The sequence below is a fragment of the Pseudomonas sp. PS1(2021) genome, assembly GCF_020405165.1.
Taxonomy (GTDB): Bacteria; Pseudomonadota; Gammaproteobacteria; order Pseudomonadales; family Pseudomonadaceae; genus Pseudomonas; species Pseudomonas aeruginosa.
Genome location: NZ_CP084484.1, coordinates 3,101,387 through 3,119,298 on the forward strand (window position 1 = coordinate 3,101,387; position 17,912 = coordinate 3,119,298).

The 17,912-nt window shown below is 65.9% G+C and carries 11 protein-coding genes and 1 pseudogene; 5 read left to right on the top strand and 7 right to left on the bottom strand.

Going from position 1 to position 17,912, the window contains the following annotated elements:
* Nucleotides 1–10: 10 nt before the first annotated feature.
* Complete coding sequence (mexN, locus tag LE197_RS14840) at nt 11–3,121, bottom strand: multidrug efflux RND transporter permease subunit MexN (RefSeq protein WP_226034078.1); 3,111 nt, start codon at nt 3,119–3,121, stop codon at nt 11–13.
* Nucleotides 3,118–4,275 (bottom strand): multidrug efflux RND transporter periplasmic adaptor subunit MexM, encoded by a 1,158-nt coding sequence (mexM, locus tag LE197_RS14845; RefSeq protein ID WP_003083025.1) that lies wholly within the window; start codon nt 4,273–4,275, stop codon nt 3,118–3,120. The genes mexN and mexM overlap by 4 nt, the downstream gene beginning before the upstream one ends.
* A 180-nt stretch (nt 4,276–4,455) precedes the next feature.
* On the opposite strand from mexM, the gene lapG reads away from it, so the two are divergent.
* Nucleotides 4,456–5,169: a cysteine protease LapG gene (lapG, locus tag LE197_RS14850; RefSeq protein WP_003083022.1), complete on the top strand. Its 714-nt coding sequence runs from the start codon at nt 4,456–4,458 to the stop codon at nt 5,167–5,169.
* Nucleotides 5,170–7,122: a cyclic di-GMP receptor LapD gene (gene lapD, locus LE197_RS14855; RefSeq protein ID WP_003145150.1), complete on the top strand. Its 1,953-nt coding sequence runs from the start codon at nt 5,170–5,172 to the stop codon at nt 7,120–7,122.
* Nucleotides 7,123–7,228: 106 nt separating this feature from the next.
* Here lapD and lasI read toward each other — a convergent pair whose 3' ends face one another.
* Nucleotides 7,229–7,834: an acyl-homoserine-lactone synthase LasI gene (lasI, locus tag LE197_RS14860; RefSeq protein WP_003083017.1), complete on the bottom strand. Its 606-nt coding sequence runs from the start codon at nt 7,832–7,834 to the stop codon at nt 7,229–7,231.
* A 131-nt stretch (nt 7,835–7,965) separates the two neighbouring features.
* On the opposite strand from lasI, the gene rsaL reads away from it, so the two are divergent.
* Nucleotides 7,966–8,208 carry a quorum-sensing transcriptional regulator RsaL gene (gene rsaL / locus LE197_RS14865; protein ID WP_003083010.1) on the top strand — a complete coding sequence of 81 codons (243 nt, stop codon included), beginning with the start codon at nt 7,966–7,968 and terminating at the stop codon, nt 8,206–8,208.
* Here the strand turns inward: rsaL and lasR are convergent.
* The 3 genes from lasR to LE197_RS14880 all read right to left on the bottom strand — a co-directional run bounded on the left by lasR (nt 8,198) and on the right by LE197_RS14880 (nt 12,673).
* Nucleotides 8,198–8,917, bottom strand: coding sequence for a transcriptional regulator LasR (lasR, locus tag LE197_RS14870; RefSeq protein ID WP_003082999.1), 720 nt, complete (start codon nt 8,915–8,917; stop codon nt 8,198–8,200). The two genes, rsaL and lasR, sit on opposite strands and share 11 nt — an antisense overlap.
* A gap of 450 nt (nt 8,918–9,367) precedes the next feature.
* Nucleotides 9,368–12,076, bottom strand: coding sequence for a cation-transporting P-type ATPase (locus tag LE197_RS14875; RefSeq protein ID WP_003116553.1), 2,709 nt, complete (start codon nt 12,074–12,076; stop codon nt 9,368–9,370).
* Nucleotides 12,077–12,241: 165 nt separating this feature from the next.
* Nucleotides 12,242–12,673 carry an acetyltransferase gene (locus LE197_RS14880; RefSeq protein ID WP_003082981.1) on the bottom strand — a complete coding sequence of 144 codons (432 nt, stop codon included), beginning with the start codon at nt 12,671–12,673 and terminating at the stop codon, nt 12,242–12,244.
* A 356-nt stretch (nt 12,674–13,029) separates the two neighbouring features.
* Between LE197_RS14880 and LE197_RS14885 the strand changes: the two are divergent.
* Together LE197_RS14885 and LE197_RS14890 are read left to right on the top strand one after the other, a co-directional pair.
* Nucleotides 13,030–14,459, top strand: a pseudogene (locus LE197_RS14885) (IS1182-like element ISPmo1 family transposase).
* Nucleotides 14,460–14,596: 137 nt separating this feature from the next.
* Complete coding sequence (locus tag LE197_RS14890; protein WP_057386885.1) at nt 14,597–16,180, top strand: hypothetical protein; 1,584 nt, start codon at nt 14,597–14,599, stop codon at nt 16,178–16,180.
* Here LE197_RS14890 and LE197_RS14895 read toward each other — a convergent pair.
* The gene (locus tag LE197_RS14895; protein WP_073666561.1) at nt 16,146–17,762 is read right to left on the bottom strand and encodes an ATP-binding cassette domain-containing protein; all 1,617 of its coding nucleotides are present in this window, start codon (nt 17,760–17,762) and stop codon (nt 16,146–16,148) included. The two genes, LE197_RS14890 and LE197_RS14895, sit on opposite strands and share 35 nt — an antisense overlap.
* Nucleotides 17,763–17,912: the final 150 nt, after the last annotated feature.

The following is a 17,912-nucleotide window of genomic DNA, read 5'->3' on the forward strand; positions in this document are numbered from 1 at the left end:
CCGTTACGCCTCATGTCGCCGTCGCCCCAGCGGTTCCGCCGTCCGAGGTCGTCGTCCCGCGCCGGTGGAACAGCCGCTCCAGGGCCAGGTATACCACCGGCGTGCTGAACAGGGTCAGCACCTGGCTCACCAGCAGCCCGCCGACCACCGCGATGCCCAGAGGCTGGCGCAGCTCGGAACCGGTGCCGAAGCCGATCATCAGGGGTATCGCGCCCAGCAGCGCGGCCAGGGTGGTCATCATGATCGGCCGGAAACGGGTCAGGCAGGCCTGGTAGATCGCCTGCTCCGCGCTCATGCCCTGCTCGCGCTGGGCGACGATGGCGAAGTCGACCATGAGGATGCCGTTCTTCTTGACGATGCCGATCAGCAGCACGATGCCGATCAGCGCCATGATCGAGAAGTCCTGGCCCCAGGCCCAGAGCAGGAACACCGCGCCGATCCCCGCCGAGGGCAGGGTCGAGAGGATCGTCAGCGGATGTACGAAACTCTCGTAGAGCACGCCGAGGATGATGTACACCGCGATCAGCGCGGCGAGGATCAGCAGCGGTTGCGAGGCCAGCGAGCTCTGGAAGGCCTGCGCCGCGCCCTGGAACACGCCGATAATGGTCGAGGGCATGCCGATCTCCTCCTGGGCGCGCTGCACCGCCTGCACCGCCTCGCCGAGGGACACCCCGGCAGCCAGGTTGAAGGACAGGTTGACCGCCGGGAACATGCCGTTGTGGTTGATCTGCAGCGGCCCGGAGCGCGGCGCCGCGACCTTGGCGATGGCCGACAGCGGGACCATCTCGCCGCTCAGCGGCGAGCGCAGGTAGAACCAGTCCAGGCTTTCCGCGCGGCCGCGCTGGCGCGCATCGAGTTCGAGGACCACCTTGTACTGGTTGACCTCGGTCTGGTACTCGCCGACCTGGCGCTGGCCGAAGGCGTCGTAGAGGGTCTGGCTGACATCCTCGGCGCTGAGGCCGAAACGCGCCGCGGCCACCCGGTCGATGTCCAGCGCGGTGACGCTGGCGCCGACCTGCAGGTCGTTGGACACATCCATCAGCCCCGGCACCTGCTTCAGGCGCTCGGTGAGGCGTTGCGCCCAGAGCGCCAGCTGGGTGCTGTCGCTGCTGCGCAGGGCGTACTGGTACTGGGTCCGCGAGGGTCCGGAACTGAGGTTGATGTCCTGCGCCGCGCGCAGGTAGAGCATGATTCCCGGCACCTTCGCCAGTTGCGGGCGCAGCCGGTCGATGAACTCGCCGACCGAGACATCGCGCTCGCCACGGTCCTTGAGGACGATCCAGAAACGTCCGTTGGCCAGGCTCTGGCTACCGCCGGTGACGCCCACCGCATGGTTGTAGCTCTGCACCGCCGGGTCGCTGGCGATGATCTCGGCCAGTTGCCGGTGCTTGGCGACCATGTCGTCGTAGGAGATATCCTCGGCAGCCTGGCTCGTGCCGAAGACGAAGGCGGTGTCCTGCAAGGGGAAGAAACCCTTGGGAATCCCGACGTAGCCGGCCACCGCCACCAGCACGGTAAAGGCGAAGCCGACCAGCATCAGCCGCTGGTGCCCGAGCGCCCAGCGCAGGCCGCGCTCGTATCCGCCGGTCAGCCATTCGGCGAAGCCCTTTCTCGGCGCGTCGGCATGCCGCAATGCCGGCATGAAGCGCGAAGCCAGCATCGGCGCCAGGGTCAGCGAAGCGAGCACCGAGATCAGGATCGCCACCGTCACGCTGACCGCGAATTCGCGGAACAGCCGGCCGACGATCCCGCCCATGAACAGCAGGGGAATGAACGCGGCGATCAGCGAGAAGCTGATGGAAATCACGGTAAAGCCGATCTCCGCCGCGCCCTTGAGCGCCGCCTCGACCTTCGAGGCGCCCGCTTCCAGGTGTCGGTGGATGTTCTCCACGACCACGATGGCGTCGTCGACGATGAAGCCGACGGCGATGATCAGCGCCACCAGGGTCAGGTTGTTGAGGGTGAAGCCGAGCACGTACATCGCCGCGAAGCTGGCGCTCAGGGACACCGCCAGCCCCGTGGCGACGATCAGGGTCGCCGACAGCTGGCGGAGGAACAGGCCCATCACCAGCACCACCAGGCCAATGGTCAGCAGCAGGGTCAGTTCGACCTCGTGCAGCGACGAGCGGATGGTCCGGGTGCGATCGTTGAGCACGTCTACCTCGATGGTCGCCGGGAGCATCTCGCGCAGGCGCGGCAATGCGGCCTGGATCGCGTCGGCGGTATCGACGATGTTCGCCCCAGGCTGGCGGAGGATCACCAGTGCCACCCCGGGCACACCGTTCGGCCAGGCCTGCACGTAGTCGTCCTCGGGCGCCGAGACGATCCGCGCCACGTCCTTGAGGAACACCGGCGCGCCCTGGCGGTAGGCGACCACCAGGTCGTCATAGTCGCTGGCGTTGAACAACTGGTCGTTGGCCGCGAGGGTCGACACCCGCCCCTCGCCGTAGAGCGCGCCCTTGGCCAGGTTGACGCTGGCCGACTGCAACGACTGGCGCAGGTCGGCCAGGGTCAGCTGGTAGGCGGCGAGCTTTTCCGGCTGGGCCTGGATGCGGATCGCCGGGCGCTGCTGGCCGACCACGAAGATCTGCCCCACGCCGTTCACCTGGCTGAGCTGGCGGGCGAGGATGGTCTCGGCGTAATCGCTGAGTTCGATCAGCGGCATCATCTCCGAGTTGACCCGCAGGATCATGATCGGGCTGTCCGCCGGGTTGACCTTACGCCAGGTCGGCAGGTTCGGCATGTCCACCGGCAGCCGCCCCGCCGCGGCGTTGATCGCCGCCTGGACCTCCTGGGCGGCGACGTCGATGCTCTTGTCGAGGCTGAACTGCAGGGTCAGGGTGGTGGTGCCCAGGGCGCTGCTGGAAGTCATCTCGGTGATCCCGGGAATCGCGCTGAACTGCACTTCCAAGGGGGTGGCCACCGACGAGGCCATGGTTTCCGGGCTACCGCCGGGCAGCAAGGCGTTGATCTGGATGGTCGGGAAGTCCGCCTCCGGCAACGGCGCCACACCGAGCCGGAGGAACGCCAGCAGCCCCAGCAGCAGCGAGGCCAGGGTCAGCAGCGCGGTGGCGATCGGGTGCCGTACGCACCAGCCGGAAATCCCGGCGCGCGGCGTCACGGCTGCCGCTCCGCCGCCTGAGCCAGGCTCGGGCGCGGCTCCTGGATATCGACCAGGGCGCCGGGCATCAGCCGCGAGTGGCCGTCCACCACCACCTGGTCACCGCTGGCCAGGCCTTCCACCACACTGAGGCCGTCGATGTCCTGGAGCACCCGCACTGGCACCGCCTCGACCCGGTCGGCGGCGACCCGGTAGACGAAATTACCCTCCAGGCCGCGGCGCACCGCCTTGCTCGACAGCACCAACTGGTCGCGCCGGACCCCGGTGTGCAGGCTCACCGCGACGAACTGCCCGGGCCAGAGCCGGGCCTGGCGGTTATCGAAGGAGGCGCGCACGCGGATGGTACCGGTGGAACTGTCGATCTGGTTGTCGATGGTCAGCAACCGGCCCTCGCCCAGCGCGCTCCCGCCGTCGCGGCTGTAGGCGCGCACCGCCGCCTCGCCGCCGAGCAGCGCCTGCAACTGGGGCAACTGTTCCTGTTGCAGGGAGAAGACTACGGAGATCGGTGCGATCTGGGTCACGCTGAACAGGCCGAGACTGTCGCCGACCCGCACCAGGTTGCCGACATCGACGTTGCGGATACCGACCTTGCCGGATACCGGCGAGGTGATCCGGGTGTAGGACAGGCGCACCCGCTCGGCGTTGATGGTGGCATCGTTGGCCTTCAGGGTCGCGCGCAACTGGTCGACCGTCGCCTGCTGCTGGTCCAGCAGTTGGCGTGACACCGCACGCTCGGCATACAGGCTGCGGTAGCGTTGCAGGTCCTGCTCGGCGGATTTCAGCTGGGCCTGGTTGCTCGCCCTGGAGGCCTGCGCCTGCTCCAGCGCGGCGACGACGGCGCGGTCATCGATGGTCGCCAGCAACTCGCCCGCCTCGACCATCTGCCCTTCGCTCACCAGCAGGCGGGTCAACTGGCCGTCGATCTGGGTGCGGATCACCACGTTGTGCAACGAAGTCACCGTGCCGATGCCGCTGACCTGTTGCTCGACGTCGCGCCGCTCCACCCGCGCCACGTTCACCGGGACCCTGGCCGGCGCGGGCGCCGCCTTCGCCCCGGCGTCGCCGCCGAGCCATGCCCAACCGCCGAAGGCGACCAGGCCCGCCGCCAGCACGCCCACCAGGACCCGTCCCCCACCACTGCGCAACGCCTGCATCTGTCCACCTTTCCCAGTAGCCGGCCTCGCGCGGCCGACTTCGTTCTTCTTTATAAGCAGCGCAGCGGGACCCCACCCTGACCCCTGAATGACAATCCTGTCAGTTTCGCCGGACACCCCGCGCTGGCAGGCCGCCCGGCGCTCTCGTAGACTTCGCTGAGTCCTTCCGGAGCCCGCTCGATGTCCCCAACCCCCGGCGCCCGCCGGCCCTGCCCCAGGGCCTACGCCCCCTGGCTGCTGTCGCTGGCGGCGACATTGCTGCTGGCAGTCGGCGCGGCGCTGGCGCAGTGGGACCTGGAGTCGATACTGAGCCGTGCCGAGCAGCGCTACGGCGAGCTGGGCGCGGCGAAATCACGCCTGGGCGACTGGGGCCGCCTGCTCGAACAGGGCGGCACGCTCGACGAAGCGGCCAAGCTGCGCGCGGTCAACGACTTCTTCAACCGGTCGCTGCGTTTCACCGACGACATCGAGATCTGGCAACAGGAAGACTATTGGGCGACTCCGGTCGAGGCGCTGGTTAAGGGCGCCGCCGACTGCGAGGACTACGCCATCGCCAAGTACGTGACCCTGCGTCGCCTCGGCGTCGCCAGCGACAAGCTGCGCATCACCTACGTCAAGGCCCTGCGCCTGAACCAGGCGCACATGGTGCTGACCTGGTACGCCAGCCCGGGCGCCGACCCACTGGTGCTGGACAACCTGATCGGCGAGATCCGCCCCGCTTCGCAACGTGACGACCTGTTGCCGGTGTACGCCTTCAATGCCGAGGGCCTCTGGCTGCCCGGCGCCGACGGCGGACGCCGGACCGGCGACAGCAAGAAGCTGTCGCGCTGGCAGGACCTGCTGACCAAGATGCGCGCCGAAGGCCTCGACCTCGACGCACCCAAGGAGGATTGAATGTCACTGCTCAAGCAATTGTTCCTCGCCATCTGCCTGTTCCTCGTCGTCGCCTTCAGCGGCAGCTTCGTCAGCAGCGTGGAGAACTCCCGCGAGCAGTTGCGCGGCCAGTTGCGCTCCCACGCCCAGGACGCCGCCACCGCCCTCGGCCTGTCCCTGACGCCACACGTGGACGACCCGGCGATGGTGCAACTGATGGTCAGCTCGATCTTCGACAGCGGCTACTTCGCCAGCATCCGGGTGATCGACATCAAGAGCGGCAAGCCGCTGGTCGAGCGCGTGCAGGCGCATGCCGAGCGTACGGTGCCCGGCTGGTTCGAACGCCTGGTGGATCTCCAGCCCCAGGGTGGCGACGCGCTGATCATGCGCGGCTGGGAACAGGCGGCGCGGGTCGAGGTGGTCAGCCATCCGCAATTCGCCCTGGCGCGCCTGTGGGACAGCGCCCTGGGCAGCCTCTACTGGTTGCTGGCCTGCGGCGCGGCGAGCCTGCTGCTTGGCGGCTGGCTGCTGCGCCGCCAACTGCGCCCGCTCGACCAGATGGTGCGCCAGGCCCATGCCATCAGCCGGCGGGAATTCCTCAGCCTGCCCAGGCTGCCGCGCACGCCGGAGCTGCGCCGCGTGGTGCAGGCGATGAACCAGATGGTGGAGAAACTTCGCACGCTGTTCGCCGAGGAGGCTGCGCGTAGCGACAAGCTACGCGCCCAGGCCTACCAGGACAGTCTCACCGGCCTGCCCAACCGGCGCCTGTTCGACGCCCGCCTCAACGAACAGCTGGGTGCCGGCGAGCACGAGCATGCCGGGCAGCTCCTGCTGCTGCGCCTGAACGACCTGAACGGGCTGAACCAGCGTCTCGGCGGGCAACGCACGGATGAATTGATCCAGGCGGTCGCCCGCTTGCTGGTCGACTCCTGCGGCCAGCAAGGGCGCACCGACTGGCTGCTGGCCCGCAGCCGCGGCGGCGAGTTCGCCGTGCTGGCTCCCGGTTGCTCCCGCGAGCAGGCCGAACGCCTGGCCGAGGAACTCTGCGAAGGCCTGGAGAACCTTGCTCGCACCGGTGCCAGCGATCTCACGCCGGTCGCCTATCTCGGTATCAGCGCGTTCGCCGAAGGCGACTCGCCCGCGGATCTCATGGCCCGTGCCGACCAGGCCCTGGCCCAGGCCGAAAGCCAGCCCGCCCAGCCCTGGGCGAGCCAGGACGGCACCGCGCTCGCGGCGCTCAACGATAGCCAGGACTGGCACGACTGGATCGACCAGGCCCTGACGGAGCGCCGCCTGCTGCTCTATTTCCAGCCGGTGGTGGACTGCCTGGACACCCAGCGCGTCCTCCACCACAAGGTCCTCGCGCGTCTGCTCGACCCGCAGGCCATGGCCATCGCCGCCGGGCGCTTCCTGCCCTGGATAGAACGTTTCGGCTGGGCCGCGCGCCTGGACCTGGCGATGCTCGAACAGAGCCTGGAGCACCTGCGGCGCCATCCACGGCCGCTGGCGCTGAGCCTGTCGGCCGCCAGTGTCCGCAATGCGCAGACGTTTGCCCCGCTACTGGCCCTGCTCAAGGCGCATCCGCAGGAGGCGCGCCAGCTGACCCTGGAACTGGACGAGCGGCACCTGCCAGCCGCGGCCGAACTGGAACGCCTCAGCCAGGTCCTGCGCGAACTGGGCTGCGGTCTCGGCCTGCAGCATTTCGGCGGCCGCTTCAGCCTGATCGGCAACCTTACCCATCTGGGGCTGGCCTACCTCAAGCTGGACGGCTGCTACCTGCACGCCGTCGACCGGGAAGGCGATAAGCGGTTGTTCATCGAAGCGGTCTATCGCACCACCCACAGCATCGATCTACCGTTGATCGCGGAACAGGTGGAAACCCTCGGTGAACTCGAAGTACTGCGGGAAATGGGTTTGCGTGGCGCCATGGGACGCCTGTTCGGCAGCCCGGCGCCCTGGTCCGGGGATGCCTGATAGCGAGTCCGGAGCGGGTCGGACTCGCTTTACAGCGGATTCGGCATCGACGCCAGGCGCTCCCTCTCCGACAGAGAACGCGCCGGCGCGAGCCGACAGGTCCCCGTCATGAAACCGCCAGTCGCTGTTCCACCAGCACTCCCCCGTAAAGCGCGATCTGGGTCTTGGCATTGAGTTCGATGCGCAAGGCCACCGCGCGCTCGATGCCGATCTTCAGGTGCGGACCGAAGCGCGATACGTCCAGGCCGGCACGGATCATCATCTTCTCCACGCCTACGGTGGTTACCGTCACCAGCGTCTGGATGTCGTTCTGCAGGCTGTAGCGGGCCAGCGCGCGCATCGCCTCCAGCGTACAGTCGGAAAAGCCCAGCGAGCCTTTCTGTCCAGAGTTGATGGCGAAACGGCTGAGTTCCCAGATGTGCGGCGAGCAAGGCGCTTCCTTGCCGTGCAGAAGCTCCGGGAAGGTGTTCTTCAGCATGTAGGGGCCAGTGGTATCGAGAATTCGCCAGCAACCGAAAACCTGGGCTTCAGGAGTATCTTCCTGGATCAACATGTAATAAGGACTGAGTGCGTCATAACCATCGATTTCCATCTCGTCGATGACACTAACGTCCCAGCCTTTGCGCTCCTTGAACACTTGAGCACGCAACTTGTGCATCTCGCCCAGCAGTTTTTTATCGAACTCTTCGCGCCGACCAATTTGTACGATCATCTTCACTTCCTCCAAATAGGAAGCTGAAGAATTTATGCAAATTTCATAATTTTATAACTAGCAAATGAGATAGATTTCGGTGAACCCGGACCCTTGCTAGGCTCGAAGAAACGTCCGAAAAGATCAGAGCAATGGCTTCACACGAGAGAACACAGCCCCAAAACATGGCCTTCCGGGCAAAGGCCACCCGCACCGCCCGACGGGAAAGCCAGGAAACTTTCTGGAGCCGCTTCGGGATAAGCCAGTCCTGCGGCAGTCGTTTCGAGAATGGCGAGAACCTGCCCTTCCCTATATATCTGCTTTTGCATTTCTATATAGAAGGGCAAATTACCGATCGCCAGCTCGCCGACCTGAGAGGCAAGATCAGAGAGTAATAAGACCCAAATTAACGGCCATAATGGCCGCTACGCGGCGGGAGGTCACACCGAACTTCCGCCGAATATTTCCCATATGGAAGTTCACATTGGCTTCCGAGCAGTTGCAGATAACCGATATCTCCCAACTGGTCTTGCCGATGGCGCACCACTGCAACACTTCCTTCTCCCGGCTGGTCAGAACCACCGGTTTGCTGACCGGATGTTCGAAGGCCAGTCCGGCACCGCTCTGCAGTGCGTAGTCCTTGAGCATCCACAGGGTCGGCAGGACCGACTCCATGAAACGGTTGGCCTCGGCCCGGTTTTCCGCTTCCACGCTGAGGCTCAGCGCGCCGAGTTCGCCGCGAGCACCATGCAGCGGCATGGTCAGCCCATACACCAGGCCGGCGGCCGAGGCTTCCTCGAAGAACTCGTGCTGCTTTCGCGTCTGGTAGATGGACGGTTCCCAGAAAATCGGCAGTACGCTCTGGGTACAGTGACTGACCGTCGGGTCGACCCGCGCGTAGCCAGCCCGGTCGTAATGCTCGCGCCAGGCGGCCGGGTAGTTGCCGACGATGAAGGCGTTCTCGTAGTCCTGGCTGTCCTTAGGCAACAGGCCGAACAGGATCTTCGAGAATCCAAGGTCGCTCGCCATCTTCTGCAGGATGGCGCTCCACTCCAATTTTCCACTTGAGCGTTCCAGCTCAAGAAAACCGTCAACCAAGGCCATAGCGCTACGTTCTTCTTAAACTATTAACCAATCAGCCAAATATGGATTCGGCACCCGATATCCGGCACGTTGTACGGCAGTCCGAGAATCCCGGCTTCCTGCCGAGGCGCATGCGCCCGTGCCCGACGACCCCTGAAGATGTCCAGTCAGCCCACTCTATAGAGTTGGCGTTGTGCCGGAAAGGCACATTTCAGTCCCACTTAACAATAGACCGCAGCGTTTGATGCACCTAGTACGATACCCGTCCTAGAGGGTAAGCAAACGTTTAAATGTGATCTAGATCACATTTTATGCGAACTGAATACCCAGTCACACCTGGTCCCCGGGTTCACTGTCGGCCCATCGCCACGCGTGCGACCGCTCTCGGCCGGGCGATCCGAGGCGCAGACGTCTGTGCGCGGCGCACGCGCAAAGGCACAGCGCCGCGGCCAAGGGGGCGACCTCGCGGCGTCAGGCCTGCCGGGCACGGACCCGGCGACATAGCCACTTTTCCAGTTCGGCGACGCAGAACAGGCCGAGCCCGGCCAGCAGCACCCGCGCCCACTCGCCCGGGGCCAGGCCGACCGAGCCGAACAGCGCCTGCAACGGCGGCGCATAGGTATAGAGCAGTTGCAGCACCACGCAGGCGGCGATCGCCAGCAAGACCTGGCGGTTGCCGAACAGGCCCTCGCGGCTGAGCACCGAATCGTAGATATGCCGGCTGTTGAGCAGGTAGAACATCTCGCACACCACCACGCTGTTCACCGCCATGGTCCGCGCGCTCTCCAGCCCGGTGCCATGCTCCAGCTCCCAGAGGAACAGGCCCAGGGCGCCCGCCATCATCAGCAGCGAGACCAGCAGCACCCGCCAGACGAAGAACAGCGACAACAGGGGCTCCGCCGGCGGACGCGGCGGACGCTGCATCAGGCCGCGCTCGGCCGGATCGAAGGCCAGCGCCAGGCCCAGGGTGCTGGAGGTGACCATGTTGATCCAGAGGATCTGCGCCGGCGTCATCGGCAGGGTCAACTGGAACAGGATCGCGGCGATCACGATCAGCGCCTCGCCACCGTTGGTCGGCAGCATGAAGAGGATGAATTTCTTCAGGTTGTCGTAGACTGCCCTTCCCTCGCGCACGGCATTGGCGATGGTGGCGAAATTGTCGTCGGCGAGGACCACCTCGGCCGCCTCCTTGGCCGCCTCGGTGCCCTTGTTGCCCATCGCTACGCCGACGTCGGCGCGCTTCAGCGCCGGCGCATCGTTGACCCCGTCGCCGGTCATCGCCACCACCTCGCCGCTGGCCTGCAGGGCCTGCACCAGGCGCAGCTTGTGCTCAGGGCTGGCGCGGGCGAACACATCGACGCCCGGCAGCACTTCGCGCAGGCGCTGGTCGTCGAGCAACTCGATCTCCGCGCCGGTCAGCGCCGGCCGGTCGATGCCGATCCCGAGCATGGCGCCGATCGCCCGCGCGGTGTCGACGTGGTCGCCGGTGATCATCTTCACCGCGATACCCGCCGCCTGGCATTCGGCGACCGCGGCCACGGCTTCCTCGCGCGGAGGGTCGATGATGCCCACCAGGGCCAGCAGGGTGAAGCCATGTTCCACGTCGGCGAAATCCAGCGTGCGCTGCTCCGCCGGCATCGCCCGTCGGGCGATGGCCAGCAGGCGCAGACCGCGAGCGGCGGTGTCGGTGGCCAGGCGCCGCCAGTAGTCCGGGTCCAGCGGCCGCACCGAGTCGCCCACCCGTTCAGCCTCGCACATGTCGAGGATGCGCTCCGGCGCGCCCTTCAGGTAGACCATCGCCTGGCCTGCGTGGTCGTGGTGCAGGGTGGCCATGAAGCGATGCTCGGACTCGAACGGAATCGCATCGCTGCGTGGCCGTTCCGCCGCCAGCGCCTGCGGATCGAGGCCCAGCTTGAGGCCGAGGCTGAGCAGCGCGCCTTCGGTGGGGTCGCCCTCCAGTTGCCATGCCTCGCCCTCCTGGTGCAGGCGCGCCTCGTTGCACAACAGCGCCGCGCGACCGATCTCCTGCAGATCGTCGCGTCCGGCGGGATCGAGGCCTTCGCCGTTGTGGCTGAAACCACCCAGGGGGGCGTAACCGGCGCCGCTGACCTCGATTACCTGGTCGGCGGTGACGATACGCTGCACGGTCATCTCGTTGCGGGTGAGGGTGCCGGTCTTGTCCGAGCAGATCACCGTCACCGAACCCAGCGTCTCCACCGCCGGCAGGCGGCTGACGATGGCGTTGCGCCGGGCCATGCGCTGTACGCCGAGGGCGAGGATCACCGTCATGATCGCCGGCAGTCCCTCGGGAATCGCCGAGGCGGTCAGCGCCACCACCAGCATGAACATGTCCACCATCGGCTGGCCCTGCCAGAGGGTGCCGAGGACGAAAGTGGCGCCGGCCAGCAGCAGGATCGCCAGGGCCAGCCAGCGACTGAAGCTGGCGATCTGTCGCAGCAGCGGAGTGGCCAGGGTGCGGACTTCGCGCAACAGCGTACCGATCCGGCCCAGTTCGGTATCCCCGGCGGTGGCGACCACCACTCCGCGCGCCTGGCCGCTGGTCACCAGGGTGCCGGAATAGGCCATGCAACGGCGGTCGCCGAGCAGCGCGTCGATGGCCACCGCGACGCAGCCCTTCTCCACCGGCACCGACTCGCCGGTCAGGGCCGACTCGTCGACATGGAAGTTCTTCGTTTCGAACAGCCGCAGGTCGGCCGGCACCCGGTCGCCGGAGGCCAGCAGCACCACGTCGCCCGGTACCAGGCGTTCGGCGTCCAGCGCCTGGCGCTGGCCGTCGCGCAGGACCAGGGCATGCAGCGAAAGCATGTCGCGGATGGCGTCCAGCGCGTTGGCCGCCTTGCCCTCCTGGACGAAACCGATCAGCGCGTTGACCACCACCGCCAGGAGGATTACCGCACTGTCCACCCAGAAGCCGAGCAGCGCGGTGACCAGCGAGGCGAACAGCATCATGTACAGCAGGACGTTGTGGAACTGCCGCAGCAAGCGCAGCAGCGGCCCCTGGCGTTTCGGCGCGGGCAATCGGTTGTAGCCGTGCGCCGCCAGGCGGCGGGCGGCTTCGTCCGCGTCCAGGCCGGCGGCGGAGCTGTGCAATCGTTCCAGCACCCGTTGCGGCGGGCTGGCATGGGCGTCGCGGGAAGACAGGGGTGGGATGCCGTTCATGGGATTCCTGCGCCTCGTTCTGATGAACAGAACTATCGGGCAGGCCTGCGCCGCAACGTTTGACCTGTCTCAAACGGATGCTTGCAGTTGAAAGCATCTGGCCGGGGAAAACTTTTCCGGATGTTGCGCGGCACCTCGCTCCACAGGGCGAGGTGCCGCGTCCTCCTACAGGCTCATGTGCAGCAGCGGGAACGGCCGCCCCGCCGAGTCGGTCGCGGAGCGGCCGGTCTGGCGGAACCCATAGTGTCGATAGAAGCCGCAGGCCTGCGGGTTCTGCTCGTTGACATCGACGCTCAGGCGCGGCCAGGTCGCCCGCGCATGATCGAGCAGGCGTCGGCCGATACCCCGGCCGCGCAGCCCGGGTTCGACGAAGAGCATCTCGACATGCGCCTGGTTCAGGCCGATGAAGCCCTGGGCCACGCCGTCGTCGTCGACCAGCACCCAGACCTCGACGGCCGGCAGGTACAGGTCGCGGACCTGTGGGTAAAGCTCGACGATGTCCGCTTCACTGAGAAAGTCGTGGGTCGCGCGGACGGAACGTTCCCACAGGTCGACCAATGCCGTGTTGTCGGCGTCGACGCGCTTGCGAATGTGCATGCTGGATTCCTTTATCCGAAAGATTCCAGGTAGAACGAAAGGCAGCCGCGACCGCCAGGCCGGGCGCCACGCTGAGGTTCGTCGCCTGGATGCCCGTGGCGCGAATCAACGCATGGACGGTGCACAGCGGCGGCGACGAGGGAGGAAGGGAGCGCCATCCTAGAAGAAAACGACCGGTCGGAACAGCCGCTCTTCCCATGCTTTTCCCGAAACGACGAATGAACGACACTGCGCCCGACTCTTTTTCCCGGTATCGCCCATGCCCAACTCCCCGCTTCCTTCCGGCCCAGAGTGTGTAAAAACATCCCGGTAAACCCTTGCTATGATTTCCGAGAATCTCATCGCAAGGGACGCCCATGAAACGGTTTATCCAGGGTGAACATCGAGGTCAAAGCACCTTACTTCCCGAAAGCCTCGACGACTACGTCAGCGATACCAATCCGGTTCGGGTGGTTGACGTTTTCGTCGATGAACTCGATTTGGCCAATCTAGGTTTTGATGGCGTCATTCCAGCCGAAACCGGCAGACCTGCCTACCACCCGGCGATCCTGCTGAAGATCTACATCTACGGTTACCTAAACCGAATTCAATCGAGCCGACGTCTGGAGCGAGAAGCCCAGCGCAACGTCGAACTCATGTGGCTAACCGGGCGTTTGATGCCCGATTTCAAGACCATCGCCAACTTCCGAAAAGACAACAGCAAGGCCATTCGCGGCGTCTGCCGCCAGTTCGTTTTGCTCTGCCAGCAGTTGGGGTTGTTTGACGAAAACCTGGTTGCCATCGACGGCAGCAAATTCAAGGCAGTGAACAACCGTGACCGCAATTTCACCAGCGCCAAACTGAAGCGGCGCATGGAAGAAATCGAGGCGAGCATCGGCCGTTATTTGGCTGCGCTCGATGCGGCTGATCGACAGATTCCTAGCGCCTCCGCGCCAGACATTGCCAGCCTGGAAGATAAAATCGCCAAGCTCAAATCGCAGATGAAAGAGCTTCAAGGGATCGAAACTCAGCTCAACGATTCCCCTGACAAACAGGTTTCGCTGACCGACCCGGATGCCCGTTCGATGATGACGCGCGGCAGCGGTATCGTCGGCTACAACGTGCAGACGGCGGTCGATACGCAGCACCATTTGATTGTTGCTCATGAGGTCACCAACAGAGGTTCTGACCGCGACCAACTCAGCTCGATGGCCAAGCAAGCTAGGGAAGCCATTGGCGCAGAAACATTGTCGGTAGTCGCCGACCGAGGCTACTTCAAGGGTGAAGAAATCCTCGCCTGTCACGATGCAAACATCACCGCTTATGTGCCAAAGCCGATGACTTCAAGCGCCAAGGCTGATGGCCGGTTCAACAAAGATGCCTTCGTTTATGACGCGACGAAAACGAATATACATGCCCGGCTGGAGAGGCACTGATTTGGCGATTCTCCAGCGTTGAGAAAGGCATGAATATGCACTGTTACTGGAGTTCAAAGTGCCAGAGTTGCGCGCTGAAAACCCAGTGCACGCCAAGCACAAATCGTCGAGTAAGGCGCTGGGAACATGAAGCGGTGCTGGAGGAAATGCAACGCCGGCTGAACCAAGCACCGGAGATGATGCGGGTTCGAAAACGGACTGTTGAGCATCCCTTCGGGACGCTCAAACAATGGATGGGAGCAACGCACTTCCTGACTCGAAAACTGAATGGGGTGAGCGCAGAAATGAGCTTGAATGTGCTCGCCTACAACTTGAAGCGGGTGATGAAAATCATCGGCACCGAAGGCTTGTTGAAGGCGATGGCGGCGTAAAAGCCCAGCTTTTACTGCCCCAAGAGGTGCCAAAGCGCTTCATACGCGCTCTGAAGCGTTACCGGCGCTGATCGTGGTAAATAATCGGGAAATCGCCACGCCCAGGAGCAATGGGCTGAAGCACGCAAGATAAGAAAGTGTTTTTACACACTCTGGGCCGCAGGCTGCCCGCTTGCGCCTTCGCCGACATCGGCGAGCCCTACGCCGTGTTCCAGGCTCCCGGCGGCGCGCTCCTTGCGGTGGCCAGCGCCTTTCATGGGCAACACCCGGGCCGACAGCTCGACGTCTACGAACAGAGCCTGCGCCTGTACCGCGGCGGCGACCTCGAATGCATCGCCGTCCTGCCGGACCTGGGCTTTCCGCTCAACGCCATCGCCTGGCACCCGAGCCGGCCCGTACTGGTGATCGGCGGCGGACGCTACGACGGCGGCGCCTTCTTCGAAGGCGGTCTGCTGGCCTGGGACTACGCGAGCGGCAAGACCCAATCGCTGCTCGCCGACAACCGCGAAGTGCTCGCCTGCGACTTCGAGGACGACGGCCGGCGCCTGACCTTCACCGTCGCCCCCAGCGACGACCTGGAGGACCGACCGTTGTTCCGCCAGCGCCATTCGCTAGCCTTTCCGGTCGACGCCCCACTGGTGCTGGACGACCTGCCCGGCACCCGCCTGCCCTTCGACTGGGCCCTCTACCCTGCCTCGACACAACGCGAAGCAGCGCTGCCGATCCTGGAAAACCTCGCCCTGGGCAAAGATCGGCGGTTCCTGCATCGTCCACCGGTGTGGGACCTGTGCTTTCTCGACGGCCAACGCCTGGCCATCGCCCGCGCCAACCCCCGGCTCGAGCTCTGGAATCTGGCCGACGACAGCCTGCGCAGCTTCGAACTGGCCGAACGGGGCCAGTGCCTGCAGGTCTTCCATAACGCCACGGACGACAGCCTGCTGGTCAATCTGCAACTCGGGTATGCCGCCCAGCGACTGTTCAAGGTGCCGCTGACACCGGGACAACCGCTGCTCCTGAGCGACTGCCGCCATCTGCTGGCGCAATCCGCCCAAGGCGGTTTTCTCGCCCGCCAGATCGCCCTCGAGGGCAAAGACCTGGAAGACCTCGTGCTCGACCCGGCCGGCCGGATCATCCACAGGCGCCGTCTCGGACACTACGACCTGTTCAACCACCATCTGCGCATCGACCGTGGCGAAGCCTTCTTCTACCTGGCCGGCAATCCGCCGGAGCAGCACCAGGACAAGGGCCTGTTCCGCCTCGACCCGCAGACCTTCAAGACCCGCGAAGTGCTACGCCTGGAGCGCCACCCGGAGCACTTCAACAACCTGCACGGCTGCCTGCTGGGCAATCGCCTGCTGCTCAACGCCAAGGTCTACAACTCGCCGCATCACGCCTACGGTACCCAGCGCCTGACCTGCTACGACCTGGAGAGCCGCGGCACGCTCTGGGGCGCGACCCTGTCCGCCCAGGTCAGCGCCTTCGCGCCGTTGCCCGGCGGACAATGGATCGCACTGGTGCTGGTCGATGGTCAGGTCGAGGTACGCGACCTCGCCAGCGGCGAATGTCGCTGGCGCTACCGCACGGCAGACGCCATACCGCTGTGCCTGGCAGTCAGCGACAAACTCCTCGCCATCGGTTTCAGCCACGGCGGAGTCAGCCTCCTGCAGGTCGCGGCGGATGGCCAGCTCATCGGTCCTCCAGGCGCCAACCCGCGGCAGTAGCCCGCAGTTCGCCATCCAGCGCCAGGTGGCGGAGAAACACCGGGTCGTGGGACACCACCAGCAAGGCCCCACGGTACTGCCCGAGCATGCTTTCCAGGGCCTGCCGCGCAGCCAGGTCGAGGTGGTTGTCCGGTTCGTCGAGCAGTACCAGCTGCGCCGGCCGGTCGGCGTAGAGCACCAGGGCCAGGGCCGCCTTCAGGCGTTCGCCGCCGCTCAGCGTCGCGCACGGCTGGGCGAGCCGTTCAGCCGGCAAGCCGAGTTGCGCCAGGCGCGTGCGGAGCCAGCTTTCGCCGCGACTGCGATTGACCTCCAGCAACTGCTCCAGCACGCCTCGCCCGTGGTCCAGCACGCTCAGCCGCTGGTCGAGATAGGCGGCGCCCACCGTCACCGCGCAGGTTCCCGCCAGCGGCGCCCGTTGCCCGGCCAGAAGCCGCAGCAGGGTCGACTTGCCGCTGCCGTTCGGGCCGACCAGCGCCAGCCGTCGCGGACCGCTCAGGAGCAGGTCGATTTCGCGCAACGGCCCGCGCAGATGCGGCAGGACCGCGCCCTTCAACTCGACGATCCGGCGCTGTGCCGCCAGTTCGGCATCGGGCGAATCGAGCAGCAGCGGCGACGCCTCCTCGACCTCCCGGGCAGCCTCGCGCACCTCGCGGTCGAGACGCTCGCGCTCCGCCTGGTGGGCGTTGCGCAGCTTGCCGGCGCTGACCTCGCTACGTTCCCTGAACCCACCGAGCAGGATCTTCGCCTGGTTCGCCGTCTTGCCTTCGCGCCGGCCGCTGGCCTGGCGCCGCTCCTGGCGCTGCTGCTGTTCGCGCATGGCCAGGGTCTGCCGCTTGCGCTCCAGACGACGCTGGTCCAGGCGACGTTCGGCGGCCTCGCGCGCCTCCTCCCGGCTCTGCGCGTAGAAGGAATAGCCGCCGCCATAGCTGCGCAGGCCGAGGGTCGACAGCTCGACGATCCGCTGCATGCCCTCCAGCAGTTCGCGGTCATGGCTGACCAGCAGCAGGCCGCCGTCCCATGCCGCCAGGCGCGCCCGCAGCAAAGCGCGTGCCGGCCCGTCGAGAGGGTTGCTCGGTTCGTCGAGGATGAGAAAGTCGGCGTCGTCGAGGAATGCGCCGAGCAGCGCCACGCGCATGCATTCGCCGCCGCTCAGGCGTTCGCTCGGGGTGTCCGCGCGGAGATGGCCGAGCCCCTCGGCGGCCAGGGCGTCGGCCAGGCGTTGGCGGATGTCCCAGCGCTCGCCCAGGCATTCGTAGTCGGCGGCGTCGAGGCTACCCGCCTCGATCCGCGCCAGCGCCTCCAGCCATGGGCGGACGCCGGCCAGATCGGCGACGGTCGGGTAGTCGGCCGGTTCGAGCTGCTGCGCCAGGTAGCGCACGCGCCCCTGGCGCCGGACGCTGCCGCTGGACGGCTGCAAGTGTCCGGCGAGCAGGCGCGCGAGCAGCGACTTGCCTACGCCGTTGCGTCCCACCAGCCCGGTGTGCCGGGTGTCGAAGGTTTCGTCGAGATCGGAAAACAGAAGGCTGCCGTCCGGCAGCTGGAAAGAGACGCCATCGAGCGTCAGGGTCGACGTCTTCGTCATGGATACCCCCTTGATGCCATGCATTCCCCCGGGCCCTCGGGCCAGGGACGGAAAACCGGCCGTGCAGACACGGCAGCATCAATTGCGCATCGGACGAACACCTCGTACGGAAGGAAAGACCGCGGCAGTCTACTCCGCCCATGCGGCCCT

Coding starts and splice junctions, on each gene's coding strand:
- mexM (WP_003083025.1), bottom strand. CDS start 4,275: ATGCAGGCGTTGCGCAGTGGTGGGGGACGGGTCCTGGTGGGCGTGCTG.
- lapG (WP_003083022.1), top strand. CDS start 4,456: ATGTCCCCAACCCCCGGCGCCCGCCGGCCCTGCCCCAGGGCCTACGCC.
- lapD (WP_003145150.1), top strand. CDS start 5,170: ATGTCACTGCTCAAGCAATTGTTCCTCGCCATCTGCCTGTTCCTCGTC.
- lasI (WP_003083017.1), bottom strand. CDS start 7,834: ATGATCGTACAAATTGGTCGGCGCGAAGAGTTCGATAAAAAACTGCTG.
- rsaL (WP_003083010.1), top strand. CDS start 7,966: ATGGCTTCACACGAGAGAACACAGCCCCAAAACATGGCCTTCCGGGCA.
- lasR (WP_003082999.1), bottom strand. CDS start 8,917: ATGGCCTTGGTTGACGGTTTTCTTGAGCTGGAACGCTCAAGTGGAAAA.
- LE197_RS14875 (WP_003116553.1), bottom strand. CDS start 12,076: ATGAACGGCATCCCACCCCTGTCTTCCCGCGACGCCCATGCCAGCCCG.
- LE197_RS14880 (WP_003082981.1), bottom strand. CDS start 12,673: ATGCACATTCGCAAGCGCGTCGACGCCGACAACACGGCATTGGTCGAC.
- LE197_RS14895 (WP_073666561.1), bottom strand. CDS start 17,762: ATGACGAAGACGTCGACCCTGACGCTCGATGGCGTCTCTTTCCAGCTG.